Annotated in this window: 20 protein-coding genes and 2 pseudogenes; 5 read left to right on the forward strand and 17 right to left on the reverse strand. The window is 71.9% G+C overall.

Features of this window, described 5'->3' with window-relative positions; translation table 11 throughout:
• Positions 1–38: 38 nt before the first annotated feature.
• The 8 genes from I6A81_RS16200 to I6A81_RS16235 all read right to left on the reverse strand — a co-directional run bounded on the left by I6A81_RS16200 (position 39) and on the right by I6A81_RS16235 (position 8,798).
• Complete coding sequence (locus I6A81_RS16200) at positions 39–1,187, reverse strand: thiolase family protein (protein WP_203003654.1); 1,149 nt, start codon at positions 1,185–1,187, stop codon at positions 39–41.
• Positions 1,188–1,348: 161 nt separating this feature from the next.
• A complete protein-coding gene (locus I6A81_RS16205) occupies positions 1,349–2,110 on the reverse strand; it encodes a 3-hydroxyacyl-CoA dehydrogenase (protein ID WP_203003655.1) in 762 nt (253 codons plus the stop codon).
• Between the two features lie 242 nt (positions 2,111–2,352).
• Positions 2,353–3,501: an acyl-CoA dehydrogenase family protein gene (locus tag I6A81_RS16210; protein WP_203003656.1), complete on the reverse strand. Its 1,149-nt coding sequence runs from the start codon at positions 3,499–3,501 to the stop codon at positions 2,353–2,355.
• A gap of 80 nt (positions 3,502–3,581) precedes the next feature.
• Positions 3,582–5,006, reverse strand: coding sequence for an aldehyde dehydrogenase family protein (locus tag I6A81_RS16215; protein WP_203003657.1), 1,425 nt, complete (start codon positions 5,004–5,006; stop codon positions 3,582–3,584).
• Between the two features lie 31 nt (positions 5,007–5,037).
• The gene (locus I6A81_RS16220) at positions 5,038–6,219 is read right to left on the reverse strand and encodes a thiolase C-terminal domain-containing protein (protein ID WP_203003658.1); all 1,182 of its coding nucleotides are present in this window, start codon (positions 6,217–6,219) and stop codon (positions 5,038–5,040) included.
• Positions 6,209–6,910, reverse strand: a complete 702-nt coding sequence (locus I6A81_RS45600) for a Zn-ribbon domain-containing OB-fold protein (RefSeq protein ID WP_203003659.1) — start codon at positions 6,908–6,910, stop codon at positions 6,209–6,211. Before I6A81_RS45600 ends, I6A81_RS16220 begins: the two co-directional genes overlap by 11 nt.
• Before the next feature lie 198 nt (positions 6,911–7,108).
• Positions 7,109–7,414 carry a hypothetical protein gene (locus I6A81_RS16230; RefSeq protein WP_203003660.1) on the reverse strand — a complete coding sequence of 102 codons (306 nt, stop codon included), beginning with the start codon at positions 7,412–7,414 and terminating at the stop codon, positions 7,109–7,111.
• A 220-nt stretch (positions 7,415–7,634) separates the two neighbouring features.
• Positions 7,635–8,798: an aromatic ring-hydroxylating oxygenase subunit alpha gene (locus tag I6A81_RS16235; protein WP_203003661.1), complete on the reverse strand. Its 1,164-nt coding sequence runs from the start codon at positions 8,796–8,798 to the stop codon at positions 7,635–7,637.
• A 213-nt stretch (positions 8,799–9,011) separates the two neighbouring features.
• Here I6A81_RS16235 and I6A81_RS16240 point away from each other — a divergent pair, with 213 nt between their 5' ends.
• Positions 9,012–9,644 (forward strand): TetR/AcrR family transcriptional regulator, encoded by a 633-nt coding sequence (locus I6A81_RS16240; RefSeq protein WP_203003662.1) that lies wholly within the window; start codon positions 9,012–9,014, stop codon positions 9,642–9,644.
• Between the two features lie 4 nt (positions 9,645–9,648).
• On the opposite strand, the gene I6A81_RS16245 is transcribed toward I6A81_RS16240, so the two are convergent.
• From I6A81_RS16245 to I6A81_RS16260, 4 genes are read right to left on the reverse strand one after another with little or no spacing between them, the layout of a single operon-like run.
• Entirely contained in the window at positions 9,649–12,183 is a 2,535-nt protein-coding gene (locus I6A81_RS16245; protein WP_203003663.1) for a CaiB/BaiF CoA transferase family protein, read from the reverse strand.
• Positions 12,180–12,701: a Zn-ribbon domain-containing OB-fold protein gene (locus I6A81_RS16250; RefSeq protein ID WP_203003664.1), complete on the reverse strand. Its 522-nt coding sequence runs from the start codon at positions 12,699–12,701 to the stop codon at positions 12,180–12,182. The genes I6A81_RS16245 and I6A81_RS16250 overlap by 4 nt, the downstream gene beginning before the upstream one ends.
• On the reverse strand, positions 12,698–13,888 hold the full coding sequence (locus I6A81_RS16255; protein WP_203003665.1) for a thiolase family protein: 1,191 nt from the start codon (positions 13,886–13,888) through the stop codon (positions 12,698–12,700). The genes I6A81_RS16250 and I6A81_RS16255 overlap by 4 nt, the downstream gene beginning before the upstream one ends.
• Positions 13,885–14,718 carry a crotonase/enoyl-CoA hydratase family protein gene (locus I6A81_RS16260; protein WP_238429307.1) on the reverse strand — a complete coding sequence of 278 codons (834 nt, stop codon included), beginning with the start codon at positions 14,716–14,718 and terminating at the stop codon, positions 13,885–13,887. Before I6A81_RS16260 ends, I6A81_RS16255 begins: the two co-directional genes overlap by 4 nt.
• A 407-nt stretch (positions 14,719–15,125) precedes the next feature.
• Between I6A81_RS16260 and I6A81_RS16265 the strand changes: the two genes are divergently transcribed.
• The gene (locus tag I6A81_RS16265) at positions 15,126–16,643 is read left to right on the forward strand and encodes a class I adenylate-forming enzyme family protein (RefSeq protein ID WP_203003666.1); all 1,518 of its coding nucleotides are present in this window, start codon (positions 15,126–15,128) and stop codon (positions 16,641–16,643) included.
• A 139-nt stretch (positions 16,644–16,782) separates the two neighbouring features.
• Here I6A81_RS16265 and I6A81_RS16270 read toward each other — a convergent pair whose 3' ends face one another.
• The 3 genes from I6A81_RS16270 to I6A81_RS16280 are packed head-to-tail and all read right to left on the reverse strand — an operon-like array spanning position 16,783 to position 20,511.
• Complete coding sequence (locus I6A81_RS16270; RefSeq protein WP_238429308.1) at positions 16,783–17,835, reverse strand: ABC transporter permease; 1,053 nt, start codon at positions 17,833–17,835, stop codon at positions 16,783–16,785.
• Between the two features lie 10 nt (positions 17,836–17,845).
• Positions 17,846–19,405 (reverse strand): sugar ABC transporter ATP-binding protein, encoded by a 1,560-nt coding sequence (locus I6A81_RS16275; RefSeq protein WP_238441512.1) that lies wholly within the window; start codon positions 19,403–19,405, stop codon positions 17,846–17,848.
• Positions 19,402–20,511 (reverse strand): sugar ABC transporter substrate-binding protein, encoded by a 1,110-nt coding sequence (locus I6A81_RS16280; RefSeq protein ID WP_307874706.1) that lies wholly within the window; start codon positions 20,509–20,511, stop codon positions 19,402–19,404. The genes I6A81_RS16275 and I6A81_RS16280 overlap by 4 nt, the downstream gene beginning before the upstream one ends.
• Before the next feature lie 660 nt (positions 20,512–21,171).
• Between I6A81_RS16280 and I6A81_RS16285 the strand changes: the two genes are divergently transcribed.
• Positions 21,172–22,038, forward strand: a complete 867-nt coding sequence (locus I6A81_RS16285; RefSeq protein ID WP_203007723.1) for an SDR family NAD(P)-dependent oxidoreductase — start codon at positions 21,172–21,174, stop codon at positions 22,036–22,038.
• 64 nt (positions 22,039–22,102) lie between these two features.
• A complete protein-coding gene (locus I6A81_RS16290; protein WP_203007724.1) occupies positions 22,103–23,368 on the forward strand; it encodes a cytochrome P450 in 1,266 nt (421 codons plus the stop codon).
• A 19-nt stretch (positions 23,369–23,387) separates the two neighbouring features.
• Here I6A81_RS16290 and I6A81_RS46190 read toward each other — a convergent pair.
• Positions 23,388–23,564 (reverse strand): annotated as a pseudogene (locus I6A81_RS46190) (IS5 family transposase); the annotation flags it as partial.
• Positions 23,554–23,700 (reverse strand): annotated as a pseudogene (locus tag I6A81_RS46195) (IS701 family transposase); the annotation flags it as partial. The pseudogenes I6A81_RS46195 and I6A81_RS46190, both read right to left, overlap by 11 nt.
• 607 nt (positions 23,701–24,307) lie before the next feature.
• Between I6A81_RS46195 and I6A81_RS43480 the strand changes: the two are divergent.
• The gene (locus tag I6A81_RS43480; RefSeq protein ID WP_203007725.1) at positions 24,308–24,913 is read left to right on the forward strand and encodes a transposase; all 606 of its coding nucleotides are present in this window, start codon (positions 24,308–24,310) and stop codon (positions 24,911–24,913) included.
• Positions 24,914–25,055: the final 142 nt, after the last annotated feature.

Consider the following 25,055-nt stretch of genomic DNA (forward strand, 5'->3'; position numbering starts at 1 on the left):
CGTGGCGACGGTCGACACGTCCCGGGCCGCCGGCCGGGCTAGAGGCGCTCGAGGATGGTGGCGTTGGCCATGCCGCCGCCCTCGCACATCGTCTGCAGGCCGAAGCGGATGCCGGCGTCCCGCATGTGGTGCACGAGCGTTGTCATGAGCCGGGCGCCGCTGGCGCCGAGCGGGTGACCCAGCGCGACGGCGCCGCCCAGCGGATTGAGGCTCGTCTCGTCGGCGCCGGTCTCGGCAAGCCAGGCCAGCGGCACGGGCGCGAATGCCTCGTTGACCTCGAACACGCCGATGTCGCCGATCTTCAAGCCGGACCTGTCCAGGGCCTTCCTGGTCGCCGGGATCGGCCCGAGCAGCATGACCACGGGGTCGTCGCCGGCGACGACCGCGGTGTGCACCCGGGCGATCGGGGTGAGGCCGAGCTCGCGGGCCTTCTCCGAGGTCGTCATCAGCATGGCGGCCGCGCCGTCGCTGATCTGCGAGCTGTTGCCCGCGTGAACCACGCCGTCCGGTTTGAAGGCAGGCCTGAGACCTGCCAGGGTCTCGAGGGTGCCGCCACGGCGGATGCCCTCGTCCCTGCCGACGACCACGCCGTCGGGATTGGTCACCGGAACTATCTGCCCGTCGAACCGGCCGTCGTCCTGGGCGGCTGCCGCCTTCGCGTGGGAGCCGAGGGAGAACTCGTCGAGCTGCCCGCGCGACAGCCCCCACCGGTCGGCGATCGACTCGGCACCCAGCCCCTGGCTGGCCATCGGCACGCCGAAGCGCTTCTCGAAGCCCGAACCCATGGGGTTGTCGCCAACCGAGACAGTCGAGGCCATCGGCACCCGCGACATGCTCTCCACTCCGCCGGCGACAACGACGTCGTAATGGCCTGCGATCAGGCCGGCGGCGGCGAAGTGCACCGACTGTTGTGACGACCCGCATTGCCGGTCTACCGTCGTACCTGGTACGGACACCGGCCAGCCGGCCTGCAGCACGGCGTTGCGCCCGATGTTGAGCGCCTGGTCGCCGACCTGATCGACGCAGCCCCAGATGACGTCGTCGACGATGTCCGGGTCGACGCCCGCGCGCTCCACGACAGCCTTGAGTACCTCCGCTGACAGGTCGGTCGGGAGAATCCGCGACAGCCCGCCGTCGCGCTTCCCGACCGGCGTCCGCACGGCCTCGACGATCACAGCGTCCCGCATGTCCTGCTCCTCGTGTGTCTCGTTTCCGCGCCGGGGTGGAGCGTTGTGGGCCGCCGCCGCGGACAGGTGCCGGGGCTGGGCACCCGCCCGCGGCGGCGGCCGTCCGAGCGGGGCCCCAGCTCACCGGCCGACCGCGGGGCGGTCCGCGCGCTCTGCTTCGGCTACCGCGGTGCCATGCGGATGGCGCCGTCGAGCCGGATGGTCTCGCCGTTGATCATCGGGTTCTCAACGATGTGCGCCGCGAGCGCTCCGTACTCGGTGGGGTCGCCCAGCCTGGCCGGATGGGGCACCTGTTTGCCCAGCGACGCCTTCGCCTCCTCAGGCAGGCCCGCCAGCAGCGGCGTGTCGAACAGACCCGGCGCGATGGTGTTGACCCGGATGAGCTTGTCCGCGAGGTCGCGCGCGATGGGCAGCGTCATGGCGACCACGCCGCCCTTCGACGCCGAGTAGGCCGCCTGGCCGATCTGCCCCTCGAACGCGGCGACCGACGCGGTATTGACGATCACCCCGCGCTCGCCGTCCAGCGGGTCGAGCCTGGCCATGCGCTCCGCTGCCAGCCGGATCACGTTGAACGTCCCGACCAGGTTGATGGTCACGATCCTCGCGAAGGCGTCCAGCGGGAAGACACCGTCCCGGCCGAGGACGCGGACCGCGTTGCCGGTACCGGCGCAGTTGACGGCGATCCGCGGCGGCCCGAGCGTCTCGGCGGCGTCGAGCGCGGCCGCCACCGCGTCGGGGTCGGTGACGTCCGCCGGCGCGAACACGGCGCCGTCGCCGAGCTCCCCCGCGACCCGCTCGCCCGCCGAGCTCGCCAGATCGACCAGCACGACCTTCGCGCCAGCGTCATGCAGCCGCCTCGCCGTCGCCAGCCCCAACCCTGACGCGGCACCGGTCACGAGCGCGACCGCCCCCTCGATCCTCATCTGGCGATCTCCCTTTCGTAGGTTGCGGCACGGTCAGAACGCCACCGCGCTGTCGCGGCCAGCTGACGGCGAAACCGTCGACGCGGTCAGCCCCACCAGCCATCGACCCGGCGACCGAGGTTCAGGCGTCCGGGCGCTGGGGTGCCAGGCCGGTGATGTCTCCTCGCCAGGGGGCAGGTCGACGAAGCCCGCCGGGCCGTGGGACAGCAGGCGCCTCGCCGCGCGACCACGGCGGGCCGGCCTCAGCGCAGCAGGTCCCGGCTGATGATCTCCTTCATGATCTCGTTCGTGCCGCCGTAGATACGCTGGACACGGGCATCCATGAACGCCCGGGCGATCGGATACTCGGTCATGTAGCCGTAGCCGCCATGCAGCTGGACGCCGGTGTCGATGACCTTCCACTGCACGTCGGTGGCCCACCATTTCGCCTTCGCGGCGTCGACCGCCGACAACGTCCCGGCGTTGAGCTGCCGGACGCAGCGGTCGAGGTAGGCCCGCGTCACCTCGACCTGCGTGCGCAGTTCGGCCAGCGCGAAACCCACCGTCTGAAACTGCGCGACCGTCCGGCCGAACGCCCGCCGCTGCCGGACGTAGTCCAGCGTCCAGCGCAACGAGGCCTCCGCCGAACACTGCGCCGCCACCGCGATTCCCAGCCGCTCCCGCGGCAGGTTGCGCATCAGCGAGCGCAGCCCCTCGCCGACACCGCCCAGCAGGTTGTCGGCGGGCACTTCGACGTCGCGGAAGAACAGTTCGGCGGTGTCCTGCGCCGGCAGGCCCACCTTGTCCAGCTTGCGCCCCCGCTCGAAACCGGGCATGCCCCGCTCGACCACGAACAGGCTGTATCCTCCGGCGCCCTCGGTCTGGTCGGTCTTGGCGAACACGATCACCAGATCCGCGAGGACACCGTTGCTGATGAACGTCTTCGACCCGTTCAGCAGCCAGCCGTCGCCCCTACGGACTGCCTGGGTGACGACCCCCCTCAGGTCGCTGCCAGCTTCCGGTTCGCTCATCGCGATGGCGCTGATGGTCTCGCCTGAGGCGAATCCCGGCAGCCAGCGCGCCTTCTGCTCCTCCGTCGCCTGTTCCAGCAGGTAGCCCAGCACGATGTCGTCGTTGACGCCGAACGACGACTGCAGGGCCGCCGCCCCGACGTTCGCGATCTCCTCCGAGACGACGAAACGGTACCGGTAGTCGCTGACACCCGCGCCGCCGAACCGCTCGGGCACCGCGAGGCCTGTCAGGCCGGCGGCCCCCGCCTTTGTCCAGGTTTCCCGGTCGACAGCGCGCTGCCGGTCCCATCCGTCGACCTTCGGCACGACCTCACGCCGGATGAACTCTCTGGCCGTCTCCCGGTAGGCCTCGTGATCGGCCTCGTACAGATCGGTTTCCATCACCGCTCCTTCCGCCGAACCGTGCTACGTTCCGCCGACGCGGCGCGCGTCCGCCGCGGGCCATCCGCCGGTCAGCGCCGCTACGCGAGCCCGTAGACGGCCTGCTTGAGCAGATAGGCGTCCAGGCCCTCGGGGCCGAGCTCGCGTCCGAGCCCACTCGCCTTCACACCGCCGAACGGCGAGGCGAAGTCGATGACGTAGTCGTTGACGCCCACCGTCCCGGTCTCCAGGCGCCGCGCCAGCGCCAGCGCGTCGTCCTCGTCGCCGCCCCACACGGTCGCGGCAAGACCGAAATCCGAGTCGTTCGCGAGGGCCACCGCGTCGTCGAGGCCGTCGTAGGGCAGGACGCACAGGACCGGGCCGAAGACCTCCTCGCGGGCGATCGCGGTGTCCGGGGCGACGTCCGCGAAGACGGCCGGCCGGACGAAGTTCCCTGGCCCGGGGAGCGCCTCCCCGCCGACAACGAGCCGGGCGGCCGTCCGCCTGCCTGCCGCGATGTGGGCCAGCACCCGGTCTCGCTGCGCCGGGCTGGCCAGGGGTCCGATCTGGGTCTTCCTGTCGAGCGGGCTGCCGATGACGTAGCTGGCCACGACGTCGCTCACGCGCGCGACCACCTCGGCGTAGCGCGCTCTGGGCGCGAGAATCCGGGTGCTGGCATGGCAGGTCTGTCCGGAGTTCGGCAGGCACACGTCGAGCAGCTTCGCGGTGAACACGTCCAGATCGACCTCGTCGGTGAGGATCGCCGCCGACTTGCCGCCGAGCTCGAGCGTGACCGGGCGCAGCAGTTCGCCGCAGGCGCGCGCGATGGCCCGGCCGGCCGCGGTCGACCCGGTGAAGGCGACCTTGTCGACCCCGGGATGAGCCACGAGGTAGGCGCTGACCTCGCGGTCGGCCGGGACGATGTTCAGCGCTCCCGGCGCCAGCCCCGCCGCCAGCGCTGCCTCGGCGAACACCCGGGCGTCCAGCGGCGTCTCGGGCGCCGTCTTGAGCACGACGGTGCAGCCGGCCGCGAGCGCGGGCGCCACCTTCATCGCCGCCAGCGACTGCGGGTAGTTCCACGGGACGACCGCCGCGACGACGCCGACAGGCTTGCGCTCCACCGCCGACCTGCCGCCGAACATGGCGGGGCGGAACTCCTCCCACAGGACATCGCTGATCAGGCCGGCGTAGTACCGGAAGATCGCCATGGGCGCGTATCCGTTGGCGGTCGCGGAAAGCGAGATCGGCATGCCGTTCTCCCGGGAGACCAGCTCGGAGGTTTTCCGCGCGTTCTCCTTGAGGTGGCGCGCCATCGCGGCCAGCCGCTCGGCCCGCTCCTGAGGGCTCGTCGCCGACCAGGCGGGCAGCGCGGCCCGCGCGGCGTCGACGGCGCGGTCGACGTCGGCGCGCTCGCCGAGCCGGACCGTGTCGAGGGCCTCGTCCGTGGCGGCGTCACGGACGACCCGTGGCGCCCCGGCCCCCGCCGACCATTCGCCGTCGACGAACACGTCACCGCTACGCGTCATTCGGATTCCCTTCGTCGTCGGGGCGCGCGGATCAGGTGGCGGGTGCGCTGGCGAAGACCGTCGCGCTGACGAGCGGGGCCGCCGGCCCGCCGATGAGCAGCGAGACGTCGGCTTCGGCGACCGGGTTCGGCGAGCCGCCCCGGATCTGGCGGACGGCCTCGACCACGAGGTTGATGCCGTGGACGAATCCCTCCGCGAGGTTGCCTCCGGAGGTGTTGAGGGGAAGCCGGCCGCCGTCGACGACGAGGTTGTCAACATTCATGGTTCTCACAGCGGCCGGGCCGGGTTCGCACAGCCCGAAGTCGATCATCGAGGCGACCGCGGGGCCGGTGAAGTTCTCGTAGAGCTGCACCACGTCGACGTCGTCCGGGCCCACCCCGCAGGCGTCCCAGAGCCGGTCGACCATCGCGCGGTGGAAACCGGCGCTGGTGTAGGCGGCCTCGTTCTCCAGCGACTCCGACCAGTCCGGTCCCGAGCCCTGTACGCCGCCCAGGATGTACGCGGGACGGCCGCGGTACCGGTCCACGTGCTCGGCGGGGACGACGAGAACCGCGGCGGCGCCGTCGTTCTCCCGCGAGCAGTCGAACAGTCGCAGCGGGGAGGAGACCCAGCGGGCGTCGCCGTACGTCCGCCGCGTCAGCGGCTGGCCGTAGGACACCGCCCTGGGGTTGCGCTGCGCGTGGTGGTAGCCGGCCAGCGCGACCGCCTCCATCGCCTCGGCGGGGACGCCGTCGAGCTCCAGCATCCGCTGGGTGCGCAGCGCGCAGATCTGCGCCGCGGTGAACAGGCCGTGCGCGGTGTACAGCGGGCCCAGATGGTGCGTGACGTAGGAGCCCCGCCCGTCGTCGGCCTGGGTGATGGCGCGGTACACCGCGACGCAGTCGGCCTGGCCGGTCGCCACCGCCGCCGCCGCGGCGTTGACGGCGGCCGCGACTCCACCGCCGCCACCGCCGAAGACCAGCGTCGACCAGCGGATCTCGTCGACGCCGAGGTTGGCGCCGACGCGCAGCCCCTCGTTCGAGTCGTGCGCGTACGAGGCGAAGCCGTCGACCGCGGTCGACGAGACGTCGGCGTCCTCGCAGGCACGCAGCACCGCCATCGCGGCCAGCTGCATCGCCGAGTAGGGGCTGGTGCCGCGGCGGTAGAGCTCCGTCTCACCGACTCCGACGACGGCCGCCGCGCCGCGGAACCGGCGCTCGCGGTCACTGGCCATCGTGGTCTCCCCCGGTCTGTCCATCCGCGTCGCCGGGCCGGCCGGAAAGCCGCCAGCGAAGGATCTTCCGGTCGCCGGCGCCGAAGGGCACGAAGTGCCCGTCGACCGGGTCTCCGATCGCGGGGGTCACCGCGTCGGGCGTCGGTTCGAGAAGGGCGGCGACCCGGACGCCGCCGGCCTGGGGTAGCTCGACGAGGGCGACAACGAACGGCACCCGGCCAGCCATGGACGGCTCGAACGGCTGAACGGTCCGCGTCCACGCGAAGATGAGCCCTTCCGCGGCGACAGGTGCGTAGCCGAGCTCGAAGCTGCGGCAGCGCGGGCAGAGGTGGCGGGGGCCCCAGATCCACGTCCGGCAGGCGGAGCACCGCTGGACGCGCAGTTCTCCCTGGTTCATCGCCACCCAGTGCCCGGCCTCGACGGGCGGGTAGCCGCCTTCGGGGAACACCGGGTCGGGCAGGCGCGCGGGCAGGTTGCGCGCCTGCTGGACACGCCAGGAGCCCTCATACGGGACCCACCGCAGCCGCACGTCCCGGGCGCCGCCGTCTGGACCCGTCCAGCGCAGCAGTGTCTCGACCGAGAAGCCCGCGCCAGGGCGCACCGCGGTGACCACCACGTCCGTGACAGGTATGGGGAGATCGAGCGAGGCGAGGATCTGCTGCCATCGGTCCGGAAGAAAGTCGGCCACCACCGCCTGGCGGTCGCCGGCGCTTAACGAAAGCGCATGTCGCTGCGCGCACCGCCGGACCTCGTCGAGGTCGGTTGTCGTTGCTGTGTGCACACTCATCACTCCGGCGTTGAAACGGTCGGCTACCGGTGGCCACATCCGGCGGGCAGGCACCGTCCGCGTGACGTGTTTTCGCCGCCCGGCGGTCGTGCGCGGCCGGCGTCAGGACGTCACCGGAAAGTTTTCCAGCGAGGCGGCCTTCCAGGAGCCGTCGCGCAGTTCCCAGGTGGAGCGAAGCCCGATCCGCCCCCGCGGGGTGTCGTAGACCGTCTCGCCCACCCAGGTGTCACCCTCGGGCCGCATGTCGACAATGTCGAATGCGTCGATCTCGCCGCGGGGCACTGTGACCCCTTCAAAGATCAGCGGAATGTTCACCATGTCGGCGAGGACCGCCGTGCGGTCTCCTTCGACGACCAGCTGGACGTGCCGCCGGTAGAGTTCCTGGAATTCGGGCCGCTGCGTGGGCATTGCCAGACCTCCTCGTCCCGCGGCCAGCTGGCCGGAGTCGCAAATCTTCCTAAACACCCGATCCCATCCGGGAGATGGCTTCCTCTCGGGCATGGCGCGACAATCCCGCCGGCATCTCGGGCGCTGTTCCGAGGCCGCGTCGGGCACCCCGAGGCGAAGGCGGCCGTCGCCGCCGCGGTCCATGTTCGGAGCGCGCCGGGGGGAAACAGTGCGGGCGAGGTCAGGAGACGAGCCGACCGAGCTCCCGGCGGAAGATCTGGTTGGCCAGTTCGTTGCGCCCGAGCAGCATGCCGCCCGCGTCCGCGCTCTCCAGGCCGGCCTGGGAGCTGCGTAGCAGTGGGAAGTCCTCTGCGTGCAGCACGGCGAGCAGGATCTGCCAGTTCTTCTCCCAGAGCCGCGTCCACGCGTCCTCGGTCAGGCCGCTGGCCTCGACGGTCGGCACCAGGACCCGCATCTCCATGCGGCACCGGCCCGGGTCCTTCGGGTGCGGACGGAACGTCAGCAGTTCGAAATGGTCGGGCTGGCGCAGCAGCGTGCTGTTGGGCAACAGGAAGTGGGTCTCGGTGACGTGCGGGGCGAGGCTGTTCTCGCCCGGGTCCTCGTCGACCCAGGGGTCGATGGTCTTGCGCGGCGCGACGAACCGGCAGTGCCGGCCGAAGTCCTCCAGCGCCATGACGTTGGTGTGGATGTGCCTCGCCGCCGTGTTCGCGTGGGCGTACTGGATGTGGTAGCCGTCCAGGAAGGCGTCCTGCATGATCTTCCAGTTGACGGGCTCGTCGAATCCCCCGGCGCGGTAGCTGACGAGGTCCGCCAGACCGTATCCGGCGAGGATCTCGTCCATGGGCGAGCCGAGCCAGGCCGCGACGTCGATCTGCTGGGTCGCGTCGTCCACCAGCCAGACGAAGCCATGGCGTTCCTCGCAGGGCAGTTCGACCAGGCCGTGGCGTGACCGGTCGACCTCACCGAACGTCGCGTCCCGGGTGATCGACCGCAGCGAGCCGTCGGTGCCGTACGCCCACCGGTGGTACGCGCAGGAGAATACCCGGCAGTTGCCGTTCTCCCGCTCCTCGAGCAACGCGCCGCGGTGCCGGCACAGGTTCACGAAAGCCTTCAGCCCGCCGTCGGCCTGCCTGGCCACGATGACTTTGTTGCGCGGCATCTGCAGGGTGATGAAGTCACCCGGGCGGGCAAGCTCCGAGCTGTGCGCGACGATCGAGGGAACCCGTCCGAACACCAGGTCCCGCTCACGCGCGGCGACGTTTGGGTCCGTGTACTCGGCGGCGTCGAACGGCGTCACGACGTCATACTCGTCCGTCGACCCGTTGCGCAGGTGTTCCAACGCGCGCCTGATCCGGGTTTCACGCGGCGCCGTCAGCTGGATCATGCCCGCCTCCCTGGTCCTGAAGGCCCGCAATGCTCACCACCCGGGCCCACACTCACAGCCTAACACTTTTAGGTTGAGATGCCACGCCCGCGCGAACCCGCGCCAGAAGGGTTCCTCGACAATGTCCCGCGCTATGACGCCCGTCACAGCGCGCGCGCCGGTCACTGATGCCGCGGTCCGCGAGTCGCGACGGGTCGCTGCCATAATCTGGGCATGTCCCGCCAGCCCACACCCTCGCTGACCCGGCAGGCGATCGTCCGCACCGCGCTGGCCATGGTGGAGCGCGACGGCTACGCGGCGTTCACCATGCCGCGGCTCGGCGAGGAGCTTGGCATCCGGACCGCGTCGCTCTACCACCACTTCCGCGACCGGGCGGACATTCTGACCGAGATCGCCCGGACCATCGTCCTGGAGACCGACGTACCGCGGCTCGCGCCCTCCACCCACTGGACCGAGTACTTCGTGACGCTGGCCGTCAACTTCCGGCGGACGATCCTGCGGCATCGCAATGCCGCCCCGATCCTCCTGCAGTTTCTGCCCCGCGACGTCCTCACGCCGCTCTACGAGACCGCTGCCGAAGTCCTCGAGCAGGCCGACGAACTGGCGCCGTCCAGCCGCATACTCGTCCTCGACGGAATGGACCGCATCGGGCTCGGATCCGCGTTGCTCGAGGCCGCCGCCGCGCCCGACGCCCACGGCCCGTTTCCGAACGCCTCCCCGCAGGCCCAGCCGACGCTGACCGCCGCCCTCGAGCGCAACACGCTCGACGCCGAGCAGCTGTTCGTCGAGTCGATCCGCGCCTTTCTGGCGGGCGTGCTGGCGGGCCAGCAGGCGCGGCGCGGCTGACCCGTCAGGCACCGGCCGACAGCGCGGCGCTCCCGCCCCTAGTAGTACCGGGAACCGCTGTGCCGCCGGGAACCGCTGTGCGCAGGGCGGGATCGCCGGGCGGCGGCTGCAGGACTCCGGCATGTACGAACTCCTCGATCCGGTCGTCGGTCAGGCCGAGAAGCGAGGCGCAGATCTGCCGGGTGTGCTCCCCCTGGGCGGGAGCCGGGCGAAGCTCCGGGTCGGGGACTGTCGAGAACCGGGCGACCCGCGCGTTCGCCGGCATCGGCGTGGGCAGCGCATCGTGCCGCAGCTGCGCGAAGGTCGCCCGCTCGACGAGCTGGGGGTCGGTGAGCTCCTCCGGCAGGCGCAGCATCACGCCCGCCGGGACCCCCGCTTCCTGCAGCCTCGTCATCACCTCCCGCGGCGCACGCCCCCGCGTCCAGGCGGCCACGACGCCGTCCGCCTCGGCCCGCCGCGCGGCACGCGCGGTGGCGGTACGGAACGCGGGATCATCCACGAGATCCGGACGACCGACCACCTGGCAGAGCCGGGCCCAGTCGTCGTCGTCGCGGACGGACACGACGCACCATTCGTCGTGCCCGGCGCAGGGATACACGCCGGACGGTGCCTCATCCGTGACGACGCCGACGGGTGCCGGCCGCTCGCCGCCGCCGAGCGACTCGGCCGCGAGCCGTGCGCCGAGCGCGACCAGCGCGACGTCGGCCTGCGCGCCGGTGACCACCGCGCCGCGTCCGGCGGCGCCGGCGCGCCGCGCGCGCAGCCGGCCGATCAGCGCGGCGAGCACCGCCACGGCCGAGGCGTACCCTGCGACGTGATCGGGGTACACCGTCGAGCCGTCGCAGAAACCGTCGACGGTGCCGGGCACGCGCCACAGCTCGGAGACGCCGCAGGAGGCGCGCACCAGCGGCCCGTATCCCATCCGGGTGCGCCATGGCCCCTGACCGCCGAAGGCGCCGCTGTCCGAGACGATGACCGCCGGGTTGATCGCGGTGAGCGCCGCGGCGGAGAAGCCCAGGGACTCCATCGTTCCCGGCTTGAAGTTCGCGAGCACGATGTCGGACCGCGCCACCAGCGCGCGGAAGAGCTCGGCACCCCGCGGGTCGCGCAGGTCGAGCCCGAGGCCGCGCTTGTTGCGGTGGCCCCACGCGAACGAGGCGCTCATCGCCACGCCGCGGCGCGACTGGCGCAGCCCGTCCGGGAACGCGGCGTTCTCGATCTTGATCACGTCGGCGCCCTGGTCGGCGAACAGGCGGCCGAGCTCGGCGCCGAACACGATCACTCCGAGATCCAGTACCCGGATGCCTTCCAGTGGCCGGCCCGGGCCGGTCCGGGGTTCGGACGGAGCCGGCCGCGCCGGGGGTGCCGTGCTGGTGGTCGCGCCGAGCGGTGCCGTCTCGGTCGGCCCGTCGAGCAGAAGGTGGCTGTGCTCGCCGGGCAGCGGGGCGCGCCGGCGGAACCCGGCGCGTTCGCCGTCGACGCTGACGTGGCCCGACGGGATCCTGGCGCGCAGGCCAGGCGCGATCTCGGCGTCGACCAGCGCGCCGGTGACGGCGAAGTGCTCGGTGGCCAGCACCTCGGCCGGCGTCAGCACCGCCGCGATCGGCACGCCGCGCCGAGTGCCTTCCGCGACCAGCTCGTCGCGGGGACGGTCACGAAACAGCGCGGCGATCAGTGGATGCAGCCGGTCCGCCGCCCGGAACCGGGCGGGAATCGTGTCGTAGCGCGGGTCGGCGAACTGCGCCGGCTCTCCGAGCCAGGCGAACATCGCCCGCCACTGCCGCTTCGCGAGCAGGCAGATCCGGACGTGGCCGTCGCGTGCGGCGAACACTGGGTAGAAGGCGGCCGCGTCCGGCCGGTCGCGGGGGAAGTCCTCCTCCCGGCCCGCCGCGGCCGTGCCCTGCGTGCCAAACGCCGGGTCGAAGCCGTGGACGACGGCCTCCAGCGCGGACATGTCGACCAGTTCGCCGGTGCCGGTGCGCAGCCGGTTGACGTAGGCGACCAGCGCGGACCACGCGGCGAGTACCGCCACGGTCGTCTCCACCAGCCCGTCCGGTGGCAGCAGGGGCGCCTCGCCGGGAAGGCCGGACCGCGACAGGACACCGCCGAGCGCGGCCAGCACCGGCTCCGTCGCCGACCAGTCCCGGTAGGGGCCGGTCTGGCCGAAGCCGGTCACGGACACCACGACGAGGCCCGGGTCGTCGGCGAGCAGGTCGCGTGGCCCGATGCCGAGCGCGTCGAGCCGGCCGGGGGGTGCCGACTCGACGACGATGTCCGCGCCGCGGACCAGGCGACGCAGCCGGTCGCGGTCGGCGGCGGCCTCGAGGTCGAGGACGACGCCCAGCTTGTTCGCGTTGCGCAGCAGGAACGGCAGGCCGACCTCTCCGGCCGGCCCGTGGCCACATGGGCGGGAGGCCGAGCCGCCGGGTGGCTCGACCTTGACGACCTCGGCGCCCAGATCCGCGAGATACCGGCCGCACCCGTCGGCCATGCCGTCGGTGAGCTCGACCACCCGCACACCGGTGAGTGGAAGCGTCATGAGGTTGCCCGTCCTTCTCCTTCGCTCATGGGGCCATCGGCACGCGTCGCGGCGTCCGCGCCGGTGCCGGGCGCGGACACGAGCGCGAACACCGGCAGCACCTCGCCCGCCGGCGGCGCGGACGGCTCGCCCGACGGGACGAAGCGGACCTCGACCTCGGCGCCGGCCCGCGGCCCGGCCGGGTCGGACCCGACGAGTCGCGCCAGCAGCCAGGGGCCCTCGGCGAGCTCGACGAGCGCGCTGATGTAGGGCACCGCGGGCACCAGTGACGGCAGGGGAGCCTGGTGGACGACGGCCCAGCTGACGAGGGTGCCGCGGCCCGACACGACGACCTCGTCGAGATCGGCCGAACCGCATCGCGGGCACGTGCGTGTCTCCGGCGCGAGCACGTCGCCGCCGATCCGGCACCGGCGGACCAGCAGCTGACCGCGCGCGGCCGCGTCGAAGAACGCCGCGCTCGCCTCGTCCCGCGCGACCAGGGGAAACACCGGGCCCACCGCCCGGTCCCGCGCGCTCATGCCGCGTTCCCGCGCCGCCGGTGCGGGCTGAGCACCAGGGTCGCGTGGTGCTCGAGGATCCCGCCGTTGCCGCTGACCAGGATCACGTCGTTGCGCGGCGCCTGCCGCGTTCCGCCCTGGCCACGGGCCTGCACCACCGCCTCGGACAGCGGCGTCATGCCCCACATGTAGTAGCCGGACAGCTGCCCGCCGCCCGTGTTGCAGGCGAGCTTCCCGCCGGGGGCGAGCCGGCCGCCGGCCACGAACGCCCCGCCCTCGCCCTTGGCGCAGAAGCCGTAGTCCTCCAGGGTGACGACGACGGTGTAGGTGTAGCAGTCGTAGAGCTCGCAGACGTCGACGTCGTCGACGCCGATGCCGGCCATCCGCATCGCCTGGGGGCCGCAGCGGGCCGCCGGCGTCACCAGGCCCCAGTCGGAGCCGGACAGCATGCGGCGCGGCTGGTGGGCCTGCCCATAGCCCCACAGGTGCACGGGAGGCTGGCGAAGGTCCGCGGCGCGGTCCGCGGCGGTCACCACGACGGCGACCGCTCCGTTGGTGACCAGGCAGCAGTCCAGGAGCCGCAGCGGCTCGGCGATCGGACGGGACGCCTGGTGCTGCTCGACGGTAAGTGGCTCGCGCATCGTCGCCAGCGGGTTGCCCGCCGCCCAGGCGCGCTGGGCGACGGCCACCTCCGCGAGTTGCTCAGAACGGGTGCCGTAGCGTTCCATGTGCCGCCGCGCGGCGAGAGCGTAGAGGATGTTCGGGTTGGTGGCGCCGGAGGCGAGCTGCCAGCCGGCGAGCCCGACGGCGCCGCCCGCCCCGGCCTTCGGGGCGCCCCACGCCGCTCCGGCGGGGCGTTGCGGGCGCAGCGGAGTGTCGGCGAACACGCAGGCGACGGTGCTGGCCACGCCCGCGGCGATGGCCTGCGCCGCCTGCGCCACCATCGCGCCCGCGCTCGCGCCAAACGCGTTGACCTGCGCGAGCAGACCAAGCGGCCCGGTGCTCAGCACCCCCGCGAGGCTCACCCCCACGTCCTGGCGGATACCGCCGCTGATCAGCAGTCCGTCGAGGTCGCCCAGGGACAGGCCGGCGTCGGCCAACGCGAGCCGGACCGCCTCGGCGGCCAGGCTTGTCGACGACCGGCCGTAGACCTTGCCGAGCCTGGTCATCCCCAGCCCGGCGATGGCCGCGAGGTCCGCACCCGTCATCGGCCCTCCCACCGCGGCTGCCGCTTCTCGGCGAAGGCGCGGGCGCCCTCGCGGGCGTCGCGGCTGGCGAACACCTCCCGCACACCGTCCGCGTTGATCTTCCAGACGTCGCCGTCCCAGTCGGAGCCGGCCGCGTACGTACGATGCACGATCCGCTTGCTGGTCTGGACCGCCAGCGGCGCGTTCGCCGCGATCTTCTCGGCCAGCCCCAGCGCCACCGCCAGCGCCGTGCCCGCCGGGGCGACCCGGTTCACGAGGCCGAGGTCCAGGGCGCGCGCCGCCGGAACGGGTTCCCCGGTGAGCGCGATCTCCAGCGCCGCCTTGAGCGGGATCTGCCGCTGTAGCCGGATCACTCCGCCGGCGGCGGCGAACAGGCCACGGCGGACCTCCGGGAGCCCGAGCGAGGCGGTCTCGTCGATAACTGCCAGATCACAGGCCAGGACGATCTCGGTCCCGCCGCCGAGGGCGAACCCGTTGACGGCCGCGATGGTGGGTTTGGCTACCCAGTGCTGCGCGATCCCGGCGAAACCCCAGTCCGGGTGCTCCGGCGCGTCCACCCGATGGCCACGGGCGATCTCCTTCAGATCGGCGCCGGCGCAGAACGCCCTGCCAGCTCCGGTGATCACGACGACGCGTACGTCCGGCTCGCTGCGCGCCCGCTCCAGCGCGGCGCCGGCGGCCGTGGAGAGCGCGGAGTTGACGGCGTTGAGGGCGCTGGGGCGGTTGAGGGTCACGACGGCGACGTGCCCGCGCAGCTCGAGCAGCGCGCCCTCCTCGCCGGCTCCCCTGGCGGGGACGCGGGCGGCTGGGTCGGTGGTGTCGATCGTCAAAGGGGGCCTTCCTTATCGAATGCCGATCTGGACCTCAGGAGGGCCCGTCTCCGGCGGGCCCGACCTGACCTCGCCACGGCTGCCGCGTGCCCACGAGCTGGAAGCCCCACGGTCTCGTCCGGCCGAACGCCGACTACCTACAGATTGTAGGTTAGAACTGCTCAAGTTAGACCGTCAACAGATCCGGCCGATCCATACACCAGCGCTTCCAGGTGTTGACGGCACGCGGCCGCCCGCTACCCTAAAACATATAGGTAGCAGCTCTGGTCACCTGGAGGCCCGGGCCGGTCTCCCACCGGCACCGCGGCGACTGACGCCGCACAATCCTCATCATCGCTGACATCGCGTCGACCAGGTACTCGCACCTTCCGGACACAATCAGTGCGCGCCGACAACAGAGGAGACCCATGGCAACGTCGATCACGTCGGCCTTTGACTGGTGGGCGCGGACCGTGCCCGAGCGAACCGCGCTGGTTTTCGGCGACGATACCGTCAGTTATCGGTTATTGGCCACGTGGTCAAGCCGGGTCGCCGGCCGCCTCGTCGCCGCCGGCGTCGGCACGGGCGACCGGGTCGCCGTCGCCGGGGACAACAGCGCCGAGTGGGCCGCCGCCGCTCTCGGCGTGCTGCGCGCCGGCGCGGTGCTGGTTCCCGTCAACCCCAGGCTCGTCGGCGCCGAGGTCCACCGGATCCTGGACGACTCCGCCACCGTCGGGGTCCTCGCCGACGGCTGCGTCGAGATCGCGCTGAAGGACGCCGCCGAGCTGGGCAGCCGGTTCTGGACGATCGCCATGGACGAGGTCACGGGCCTGCGCGACGGCGGCGACGACCATGTCCGGATCGACCGGGAGCCCACCGAACCGGTCGCCGTGCTGTTCACCAGCGGGTCCACGGGCCGGTCCAAGGGTGTGATCTGCACGAACCGCACGCTGCTCGACATCGTCTTCGAGGCGTCGCTGCGCGAGGAGGGGCTCGGCACCGGGGTGCGGACCCTGCTGATGCTGCCGCTCTGTTTCACCCCTGGCCTGGTGTACGGGCTGGTGATGACCGGAGTCCTGGGCGGCACCCTCGTGGTGGAACGCGCCTTCGACCCGTCCCGAGCCGTCAGCTTGCTGGAGCGGCACCGGATCCAGGCCATCTTCGGCGTCCCGCTCATCTACGAGTCCATGGCGCGGGCACCGGAGTTCGCCGACGCCGACCTGTCGGCGCTGGCCTCGGCGATTGTCGGCGGCGCCGCTGTGGCCGTGCCGCTGCTGCGGGTCTGGGAGGGCAAGGGCGTCCGCCTCCGCCAGATCTACGGCATGACCGAGGCGGGTGGCGTCGCCACCGCGAACCTTCCCGAGGAGGCGCAGACGCATCCGGACTCCTGCGGGGTCGGCTCCGTCTTCACGGAGCTGCGGGTGGTGCGCCCCGACGGCACCGACTGCCCGCCCGGCGAGCCGGGCGAGATCGTGGTGCGCGGACCGGGAGTCACCCCCGGCTACTGGAACGATCCGGCGACGACCGCGGCCGCGCTGCGGGATGGCTGGCTGCACAGCGGCGATGTGGGCACCCGCGACGAGACCGGGCGGATCCGGTTCGCGGACCGGATCAAGGACCTCATCATCTCCGGCGGCATCAACATCTCACCCGTCGAGATCGAGTCGGTCATCAGCCAGATCCCGGGCGTCGAGGAGGTCGCCGTCATCGCCGCCAGGGACGAGCGGTTCGGCGAGACCCCGGCGGCGATCGTGCGGGTGAGCGCCGAGTTGGACGAGGCCGCCATCGTGGCGGCCTGCGAATCCCAGATGGCCGCCTACAAGGTTCCGCGGTATGTCGTCGTCCGGGACGCGCCGCTGCCGCGGCTTCCGAGCGGGAAGCTCGCGAAGCCCGCCATCCGCGCCGAGTACGCCGACGTCGAGCAGCGGTACGCCCGGGTCCGCTGAGCCCGCGTGCTGGGCAGCGCATCAGAAAGGCCGGCGGAGCCCATGGCTCCGCCGGCCTCCGCGTTCCCGTCCGGCGGCAGGGAAAGCCGGTGGTTAGGCAGCCGCGATCTCCGCCAGACGTGCCCGGGCGGCTCGACGGCTACTGGTTCAGGGACAGTTCCTGCGGCCTGGCGGCACCGGGCTGCTCCCGGCCGCTGGCCTCCTCGTCGGTGGTGTCGCGGGCCGGGCGCGGCCGTCTCCGGCCGCGGCCCTGCTGGCGCCAGACCGCGAACGAGACGGCGCTCAGCAGCGCGAGGCCGTTGAACATGTCGGGCAGCCACTGGACGCCGGTCACGAGCTGAAGGCCCTTGATCCCGGTCGCCAGCGCGTAGAGCGCGATGAGAGTCCCCCACACGTTCACGTGCCCGGGCGTCAGCTGCGTCGAGCCGAGAAAGACCGCGGCGAAGGCCGGGAGCAACAGCGCGCCGCCGAACGTCAGCGACGGGCCGGACAGCGAGGCGTAGAAGACGCCCGCGACGCCGCACAGGGTGGCCGAGGTCGTGAGCGCGAGCCAGGTCCAGCGGCCGGTGCGGACGCCGGACAGCCGGGCGGCCTCCGCGTTGCCGCCGACGGCGTAGAGGTAGCGGCCCGCGGGGGTCCGGGCGAGGCCCCACCAGACCACCACCGCGATGGCCAGCATGTAGAAGACGATGATCTGGAAGCCGAGAACCTCTCGCTGTGTGAGGGCGCTCCAGGCCGTCGAGGTCGGTGGGAGCGGCTGGGCCTGCCCGGCCGTGATGGCCTGGAAGGCGGCGATGACCGACGCGCTGCCCAGCGTCGCGATGAACGAGTTGACCCGGCCGACCACGACGATGAGGCCATTCACGGCGCCGATCAGCGCGCAGAGCAGGACAGTGGCGATGATGGCCGGCCACATGGACCAGCTGTGGTTGCTCTGCAGGACGGTCACCATGATGGTCGCGAAGTTGACGGTCGCCCCTACCGACAGGTCGTAGGTGCCGCCGGCGAGCGGCACGAGAACGGCGATGGCGACGATCGCGGCGATGGCCTGCTGCGCGGCCACCGAATGCACCGTTCCCGCGGTCAGGAACAGATGTGGGACCCAGATCGCGAACACCGCGACGAACAGCGCCCACAGGTAGAGCCCGCTGAATCGGTCCAGGCCAAGGCTGGGGCGGCGGCGCGAACTCATCACGGTCGTCCTACCTTTCCGCGGCGAGCGCCGCCCTGTTGACAGCGGGTACCGACAGCGCGGGGCCGGACAGGTCCGCCACCGCGTGCCCGCCCCGCAGGACGACGACCCGGTGGCACAACGCCACCAGTTCGTCGACATCGGCCGAGCTCACGACCACCGCGGCGCCGTCGTCGGCCGCCGCCACGATCCGCTGGTGAATCTGCGCCTTGGCGCCGATGTCGACGCCCTGCGTCGGCTCGTCGAGGAGGAGCACGCGGGGCCGGCAGCGCAGCCACTTGGCCAGCAGCACCTTCTGCTGGTTGCCCCCGCTCAGGGCGGCCAGCGGGAGGTGGACCGCGCCCGCCGGCCGTACATCCAGCCGGGAGAACCAGGAGCGTGCCTCGACCCGCTCCGCGCCCAGCCGCAGCATCGGCGGCCGCCACAGCGCCCGGAGGTCGGGAAGGGTGAGGTTCGCGGCGGCCGGCAGACTCATGATTCCGCCGTGTGCCTTCCGGTCCGCCGGCAGATAGGCGACCCCGGCGTCGATGGCGCGCCGGGGATGCCCGGGGCGCAGCGGCGTGCTGTCGACGAGCACGTCGCCGCCCTCCGGGTGCACCGCGCCGAAGACCGCGGCCAGGGCGCTTTCCCGGCCCGACCCGGTGAGGCCGGCGATCCCCACCAGCTCTCCGGCCCTGACCTGCAGCGACAGGGACCGAAGCTGCCCGGCGGCGAGGTCGTGGACGCGCAGCACCGCGTTCGCGCGCGGCGGCGGCAGCGCCTGGGAGGAGGCATGGGCCTCGTCGAGCTCGCTGCCCAGCAACTGGTTGACCAGGCGTGTCCGCGTGAGGTCCGGCACCGCGCTCGACGCGACGACGCGCCCGTCGCGCAGGACGGTGGCGACGTCGGCGATGTCGAACACCTCGTCGAGATGGTGCGTGACGTACAGGACCCCGGCGCCGGTGGCCGCCGCCGCCCGCACGGTCGCCAGCAGCTGGCGCACCTCGTCGTCGGGCAGGGTCGCGGTCGGCTCGTCCAGGACGAGCAGCGCCACGTTCCCTGCGCCGGGACGCAGCGCGCGGGCGACCGCCAGGCCGGTCCTGACCGCCGGGCTCAGGCCAGCGACGGGCTGACGAGGATCCAGGTCCAGGCCGACGCGGGCCAGGTCGTCGCGGGCCGCGCGCAGCAGCCGCGCCCACCGGATGGTCCCCCACCGCGCGGGGAAACCGGACGTCAGGAAGAGGTTCTCGGCGACCGACAGGGTGTCGACGAGCCCGAGGTCCTGGTGCACGAACCGGCACCCGAGCGACGCGGCGTTCACGGGATTACCGAAGGACAGCGCGCGACCGGCGACGAGAACGCGTCCGCCGGGGTCCGGCCGGTGATAGCCGGCCAGGATCTTGATCAGTGTCGACTTCCCCGAGCCGTTCTCGCCGAGCAACGCATGGACCTGGCCGCGCTCGACCGTCAACGCCACGTCGTCGAGCGCGACGGTCGGCCCGAAGGCCATCCGCAGCCCGGACACCTCGAGCGCCGGGGCTCGGCCGCCCGGGATCCCCCGGGCGGCCGAGTCGGTGGCACCGGCGCTCAAGCGAGGCCCCACAGCTTCCTGAACTGGGCCGCGTAGTCGCTCGGCACGTCGACCGAGTCCTCCGGTGTCCTGATCGTCTCCTTGGTCAGCAGCTGGTAGGGCGTCGGCCCGCCGCCGTCGGCGATCGGCATCCCCTGCGCATACCGGAGCGCGACGTCGACGGCTTTCCAGGACGTGATCTTCAGAGGGATGTTGACGAACGCGGTCTCGGTGCCGGCGAGAATCGCCTGCAGGTCGACGATTGTCGGGTTGATGCCGATGACCTTAATGTCCGACCGCCCCGCGGCCTTCGCCGCGGGCACGACCCCCCTGGTCCACTCACCCTCGACCGTCACGACGTAGTCGATCGACGGGTCGCGTTGCAGCGCCGCGACGACCGCGGGCACGACGCCGTTCGTCGCCGTCTGCGCCAGGGTGACGTCCACCTGCTTGACGGCGCAGCCCGGGCAGGCGGACGTCACCTGGGTGGAGAAGTCCCCGGTGAACTGTTTGAACGCCCCGATGTCCGGCACGTTGAGGACCAGCGCCTTGCCCTGGCCGCCGGAGTCCGTGACGAGGAAGCTCGCGATGGCCTTCGCCTGGGCGGTGATGTCGGCCGGGCCGTTGAGACTGCCCGCCGGAATCACGGGGCTGTCGCTGGTCTCGCCCACTCCGACGGGAATGAGCGGCACACCCGCGGCCTCGAAGGCCGGCACCTGGCCGCTCCAGACCGCCTCGGGAAGGCCCGCGAACGAGACACCGATCGGAGCCGGCCGCAGCGCGAGGGCCTGTTGCATTCCGGCGATCAGCGTGGCCGGATCGGCCGACTTGATCGGTATGGACTTGTACTCCAGGCCGGCGGCGTCCGCCGCCGCGTTCATGTTCTTGTTGAGGATCTGGCACAGCGCCAGCTCGCAGGCCAGGTAGACGAACGTCCCGCCGGCGGGCGCCTGCTTGAGGCTTTCCGTCACGCCGAGGGAGGTGGGCGGCTTCAGCAACTGGTCGACGACCGCCTGGGCGCTGGCCACGGCGGCTGGCGCCGACGCCGCCGACCCCCCGGCGGGCTGGGCTCCCGTGCTGGAGTCCGCGTCCCCGCACGCCGCCGTCGCGAGCACGGCTCCAGCCACGGCGCCAATGGCAAGGACCGATCGTAATCCGGTGCGCGGTCGTCGTGGACGGTCATGTCCGGTGCGAGGTTCGCTCATCTGTGTTCTCCCCGAGTGCGGGCGTGGCGGACGGCCGAATGGCGGTGAATGGCACGGCGGCGGCCACGGCCACCGGTGCGCGGATGCGTTGGCCCAACAGCGCGGCCCGGCGCAGACTAAAGCATTTAGGTTGCGGAGCCTACAGCACGCCCAGAGGCTGTCAATACCATCCAGGGCGGTCGCGCCACCGAGATCGGGACGCGGCGCCACTACGATCGCGAGGCGGCTCCGCGAGGCCCGACGACCGCCACAGCGAGTCCGAGAGTAGCAACGTGAGTGCTTAGAGTACTCACTCGGGATTGACTGTCATCGAAACGCAACGAGCGAGATCCTTGCCGTATCCATCACCACGGCTCGGTCGTCCCCCGCGCTCAAGCAATCGACGTCCGGACCAGACCGACCAGCGCACGCCCACCCAGCAGACCGAGTCAATGCGTCGACGGGCGACTCGACACCTGTTGACCGCACCGGCTAAATCCTTTAGGTTGTCGACGCCGGTCACATCGGTCGCATCAGCGCACCCACCACATCGCACCGCGGGTTGGACACCCCCGCGTTTCCTCTCTATGGAAGGACTCCGGCATGCCTAGGCTGCGGGACAAAGTCGCTGTCATCACCGGGGCGGGATCGGGCCTGGGCCGGCAGGCATCTCGGCTGTTCGCCGCCGAGGGCGCCAGGGTCGTCGTCATGGACATCCTCGGAGACCGCGCCGAGGAGACCGTCAAGTTAGTGACGGACGACGGCGGAGTCGCCGTGGCGGTCCAGGCGGACACCACCCAGGAGGACGACGTCGCGCGGACAGTGGAGACCGCGCTGAGCGAGTTCGGCAAGCTCGACATCATGTGGGCGAACGCCGGCATCGTGTCCCGTGGCGGCGTCCCCTCGGTGCTCGGCGGCGAGCAGCTCGCGTTTCAGGACTTCCCGCTGGCGGACTTCCACAAGGTCATGGCCGTCAACCTGGTCGGGCCGTTCCTGTGCGCCAAGCACGCGGTGCCGCCCATGCGGGCCGCCGGAGGCGGAGTCATCCTGATGACGTCCTCGGCGGCGTCCCTGGCCGCCTACCACAGCATTTCCCCGTACATGGCGACCAAGTCCGGCGTCAACGGCCTCGTGCGCGGGCTTTCACTCGACCTCGGCAAGTTCGGTATCCGGGTGAACGCGATCGCCCCGACCCACGGCATGTCACCGAACTTCCTCATGGAGCAGGGCTCCCCCGTCGTCGGTCAGTCCTACGAGGAGGTCGCGGGTCCGTGGGACCCGAAGATCTCGCCGATCCCACTGAAGCTCAACCGGCCGCCGTCCCTGCTCGACAACGCCCACGCCGCGCTGTTCCTGGTCTCCGACGAGTCCGCCTACATGTCCGGTGTCGTCCTGCCCGCGACCGACGGCGGCACGCTGTCCCGAGTCGCCATGCAGTTCCCGGAGGACCTGCCCGAGCCGCCGGCCTGACGGGGTACCCGAGTCTCCCCCGCATTCACCTCGTCGTAGCGGCAAGGACAGGAGCGACGCTGACATGACGACCACTCGTGCCGCGATCCCGGACAGCCTCCGGGTCGACTTCGACATCTACGACCCCGCGCTGGCCTCCCCGGTCGACATCATGCAGGAGAAGATGGCCGAGCTCGCCGCGCGCGGACCCGTGACCTGGTCCAGCGCGTACGGCGGGCACTGGATCGTCACCGGCTACGCCGAGGCCCACGCGGTCCTGCGCGACCACGAGACGTTCTCCAGCTGGCCGAACAACCTGGCGCTCCGGGACGCGGGCGTCCCGATGATCCCGCTCGAGATCGACCCGCCGGACCACGCCGCGTTCCGCCACGCGCTCCAGCCGCTGTTCGCGCCGACCCGGATGCGCGCCCTCGAAGCACAGATCCGCGGCATCACGGGCGAACTGATCGACGGCTTCGCCGCCAGCGGCGGCGCCGAGTTCGTCTCCCAGTTCGCCCACGAGCTGCCGACCCGCGTGTTCCTGGCGCTCATGGGCTGGCCACTCCACGACGCGCCGATGTTCACCGCGGCCACCGACGCCATCCTGCTGGGCGAGCCCGGCGGGACCGAGGAGGAGTCGAACGCCGCCCGGCTGCGCGCGCAACAGCAGCTCTTCGGCTACTTCGCGGGCGTTCTCGCGGATCGCCGGGGCGCCACGGGCCCGGCCGCGGACGTCACCGCGGCGATCATCGACACGCCCGTCCCGTTCCGGGACGGGCCCAGGCTGCTCACCGACGCCGAGCTGTGCAACATGTTCTTCCTCCTGCTCATCGCCGGGCTGCACACGGTCCAGGGCTCACTGGCCTGGAGCCTCATCCACCTCGCCGCCCGCCCCGAGCAGCGCCGGCGCCTCCTCGACGACCCGGGTCTGATCAAGGAAGCCGTCGAGGAACTGCTCCGGATCGAGGCGGCGGTCGCCATGGGCCGGCGGGTCACGCGGGACACCTCGCTCGGCGGCGTGGAACTGGCGGCCGGCGACCAGGTACTGGTCCTGCTCGCCGCCGCCAACCGCGACGAGCGCGAGTTCAGCGAGCCGGACGAGGTACGCATCGACCGGTCGCCCAACCGGCACATCTCCTTCGGAGCCGGTGTCCACCGGTGCCTGGGTTCGCACCTTGCCCGGGTCGAACTGCGGGTCGCGCTCGAGGAGCTCCTCCGCAGGATTCCCGACTACCGGCTGGACCCTGACCAGCCGGTCGTTTCCCATGGCAGCCAGGTCCGCGGCGTCGTCCGTCTCCCGATCCGCTTCACCCCGGCGACGGCGACGGTGCCGGCGCCGCGGGCCGACTAGGGCCAGTCTCCAAGTGAGGTCAGGGCCAGTCGTTGATGACAGCGATGTGGAGGTTGGCGTCGTATCGGACGGCGAGTTTGTCGTTTCTGGTGGCGACAACGCGGTGGCGTTTGAGCCGGTTGATTCCGCATTTGGCGGCGTGCCGGGCTCGGTAGTCATCCGGGCTGAACCTGGGAGGGCGGCCGCCTCGGCGGCCGCGGCCCGGCCAGCGCATCGACGCGGCGGCGGCCGACGGCCGTGGTCACCTCGGTGTCGCATCTGACGGCGCGCACATAACCAATCCGGTGTTCTTCCAGCCAGTCACACAGCTCAGAGCCGCAGCCATAGACCTTGTGGCACTGCGACCTCGAGCCCCGAAAGGCGCTCCTCGAAGGATGGCCCTCGATCGGCGTCGGACTCGGCCCGATCCCGTCCGATCCGCACGTGCTCGGCTGGCAGCTGCGCCGCGGCACCCCGGCGCCGCGCTTCTCGGCGCGGACGCCCCCGTCGGCCTGCACGCCGAACTGCTCGTCAGGCGCCAGCCGGACAGCCTGCTGTTCGCCAGCTTCATCCACCACACCACGGACGCCGCACGACAGCGGTGCGCCCGGGTCAAGGGGTGCATACGCCCCTCATGCGCCTTCTCCTCGAGCAGGCGGTCGCCCGGGCCATGCGGGGAGACCAGTGAGGATGCCTGTCGCCGGTCGTCTGGCCGACCCGTGGCTACCTGCCCGTTTTCGCCGCAGAGGGGAGTGACAGTCTGCCGGGGAGCTGGTAACACAGGGGACCTGTTCGCGGCAGACGAGGTGAGGAGCCAGGTTTGGCCATGATCGGCCTGTCGGAAGGCAGGCTCGCCCCGGAGTGGGCGTCGCGGTACCCGGCGCACGCCAGGGGCGCCATCCGGCTGTACGGCGAGGAGTTCCATCGCGATCCGGCCGCGGTCTACTGGCGATTGCGGACGTGTTCGCCCGGGCCCGTGACGGCCGGCGCAGCGCGCTGGACGTCCACAAGCCCTACCCGCACGAACGGTTCAACGCTGGCGTCACCAACGGCAGCCAGCTGTTCCGCGAGATCCGCGAGGCCGGCTACACCGGCAGCCTGGCCGTCGTCCTGGCCTATCTACGCCCGCTACGCGCCGCCGGCCGCGCCCCCGTTCCCGCACCAGCGGCACCGAAGGTCCGCACCGTCGCCCGCTGGATCCTGACCCACCCCGACCGCCTCGATACCGACGACACCGCCGCCCTGGCAGCCATCCTCGAGCGCGGCCCTCAACTGGCCGCCCTCACGGCCCACGTCGCCGCGTTCGCCGAGATGCTCTGCGAACGCCACGGCGTCGGCCTCGACGCCTGGATCACCGCCGTCGAGGCCGACGCCGACCAGGCCGACCTGCACCGCTTCACCCACGGCCTGCGCCGCGACCGCGACGCCGTCCTCGCCGGCCTCACCGAACCCCACAGCTCCGGCGTCGTCGAAGGCAACGTCAACCGCATCAAAACGATCAAACGGCAGATGTTCGGCCGCGCCAGCTTCGGCCTACTCCGCAAACGCGTCCTCCTCACCCGATGATCACTAGAACGGCTAGAAGGATCACAAGATCAGCGCCAGATCCACTCGAATCTCTCAAAGCCAGTGCTGGCCGCCTCGCCCCACCAAAAGGCGCGACGGTGAAACCGGAGGCGCCGCGAGCACGAAGTGCCAGCCGAGCGGG

Origin of the sequence: Frankia nepalensis, assembly GCF_016786325.1 — a bacterium.
In the GTDB taxonomy this organism is placed as follows: domain Bacteria; phylum Actinomycetota; class Actinomycetes; order Frankiales; family Frankiaceae; genus Pseudofrankia; species Pseudofrankia nepalensis.

Coding starts and splice junctions, on each gene's coding strand:
- I6A81_RS16235 (WP_203003661.1), bottom strand. CDS start 8,798: ATGATCCAGCTGACGGCGCCGCGTGAAACCCGGATCAGGCGCGCGTTG.
- I6A81_RS16265 (WP_203003666.1), top strand. CDS start 15,126: ATGGCAACGTCGATCACGTCGGCCTTTGACTGGTGGGCGCGGACCGTG.
- I6A81_RS16230 (WP_203003660.1), bottom strand. CDS start 7,414: ATGCCCACGCAGCGGCCCGAATTCCAGGAACTCTACCGGCGGCACGTC.
- I6A81_RS16200 (WP_203003654.1), bottom strand. CDS start 1,187: ATGCGGGACGCTGTGATCGTCGAGGCCGTGCGGACGCCGGTCGGGAAG.
- I6A81_RS16270 (WP_238429308.1), bottom strand. CDS start 17,835: ATGAGTTCGCGCCGCCGCCCCAGCCTTGGCCTGGACCGATTCAGCGGG.
- I6A81_RS16220 (WP_203003658.1), bottom strand. CDS start 6,219: ATGGCCAGTGACCGCGAGCGCCGGTTCCGCGGCGCGGCGGCCGTCGTC.
- I6A81_RS16285 (WP_203007723.1), top strand. CDS start 21,172: ATGCCTAGGCTGCGGGACAAAGTCGCTGTCATCACCGGGGCGGGATCG.
- I6A81_RS16290 (WP_203007724.1), top strand. CDS start 22,103: ATGACGACCACTCGTGCCGCGATCCCGGACAGCCTCCGGGTCGACTTC.
- I6A81_RS16240 (WP_203003662.1), top strand. CDS start 9,012: ATGTCCCGCCAGCCCACACCCTCGCTGACCCGGCAGGCGATCGTCCGC.
- I6A81_RS16250 (WP_203003664.1), bottom strand. CDS start 12,701: ATGAGCGCGCGGGACCGGGCGGTGGGCCCGGTGTTTCCCCTGGTCGCG.
- I6A81_RS16205 (WP_203003655.1), bottom strand. CDS start 2,110: ATGAGGATCGAGGGGGCGGTCGCGCTCGTGACCGGTGCCGCGTCAGGG.
- I6A81_RS16215 (WP_203003657.1), bottom strand. CDS start 5,006: ATGACGCGTAGCGGTGACGTGTTCGTCGACGGCGAATGGTCGGCGGGG.
- I6A81_RS16245 (WP_203003663.1), bottom strand. CDS start 12,183: ATGACGCTTCCACTCACCGGTGTGCGGGTGGTCGAGCTCACCGACGGC.
- I6A81_RS16210 (WP_203003656.1), bottom strand. CDS start 3,501: ATGGAAACCGATCTGTACGAGGCCGATCACGAGGCCTACCGGGAGACG.
- I6A81_RS16255 (WP_203003665.1), bottom strand. CDS start 13,888: ATGACGGGTGCGGACCTCGCGGCCATCGCCGGGCTGGGGATGACCAGG.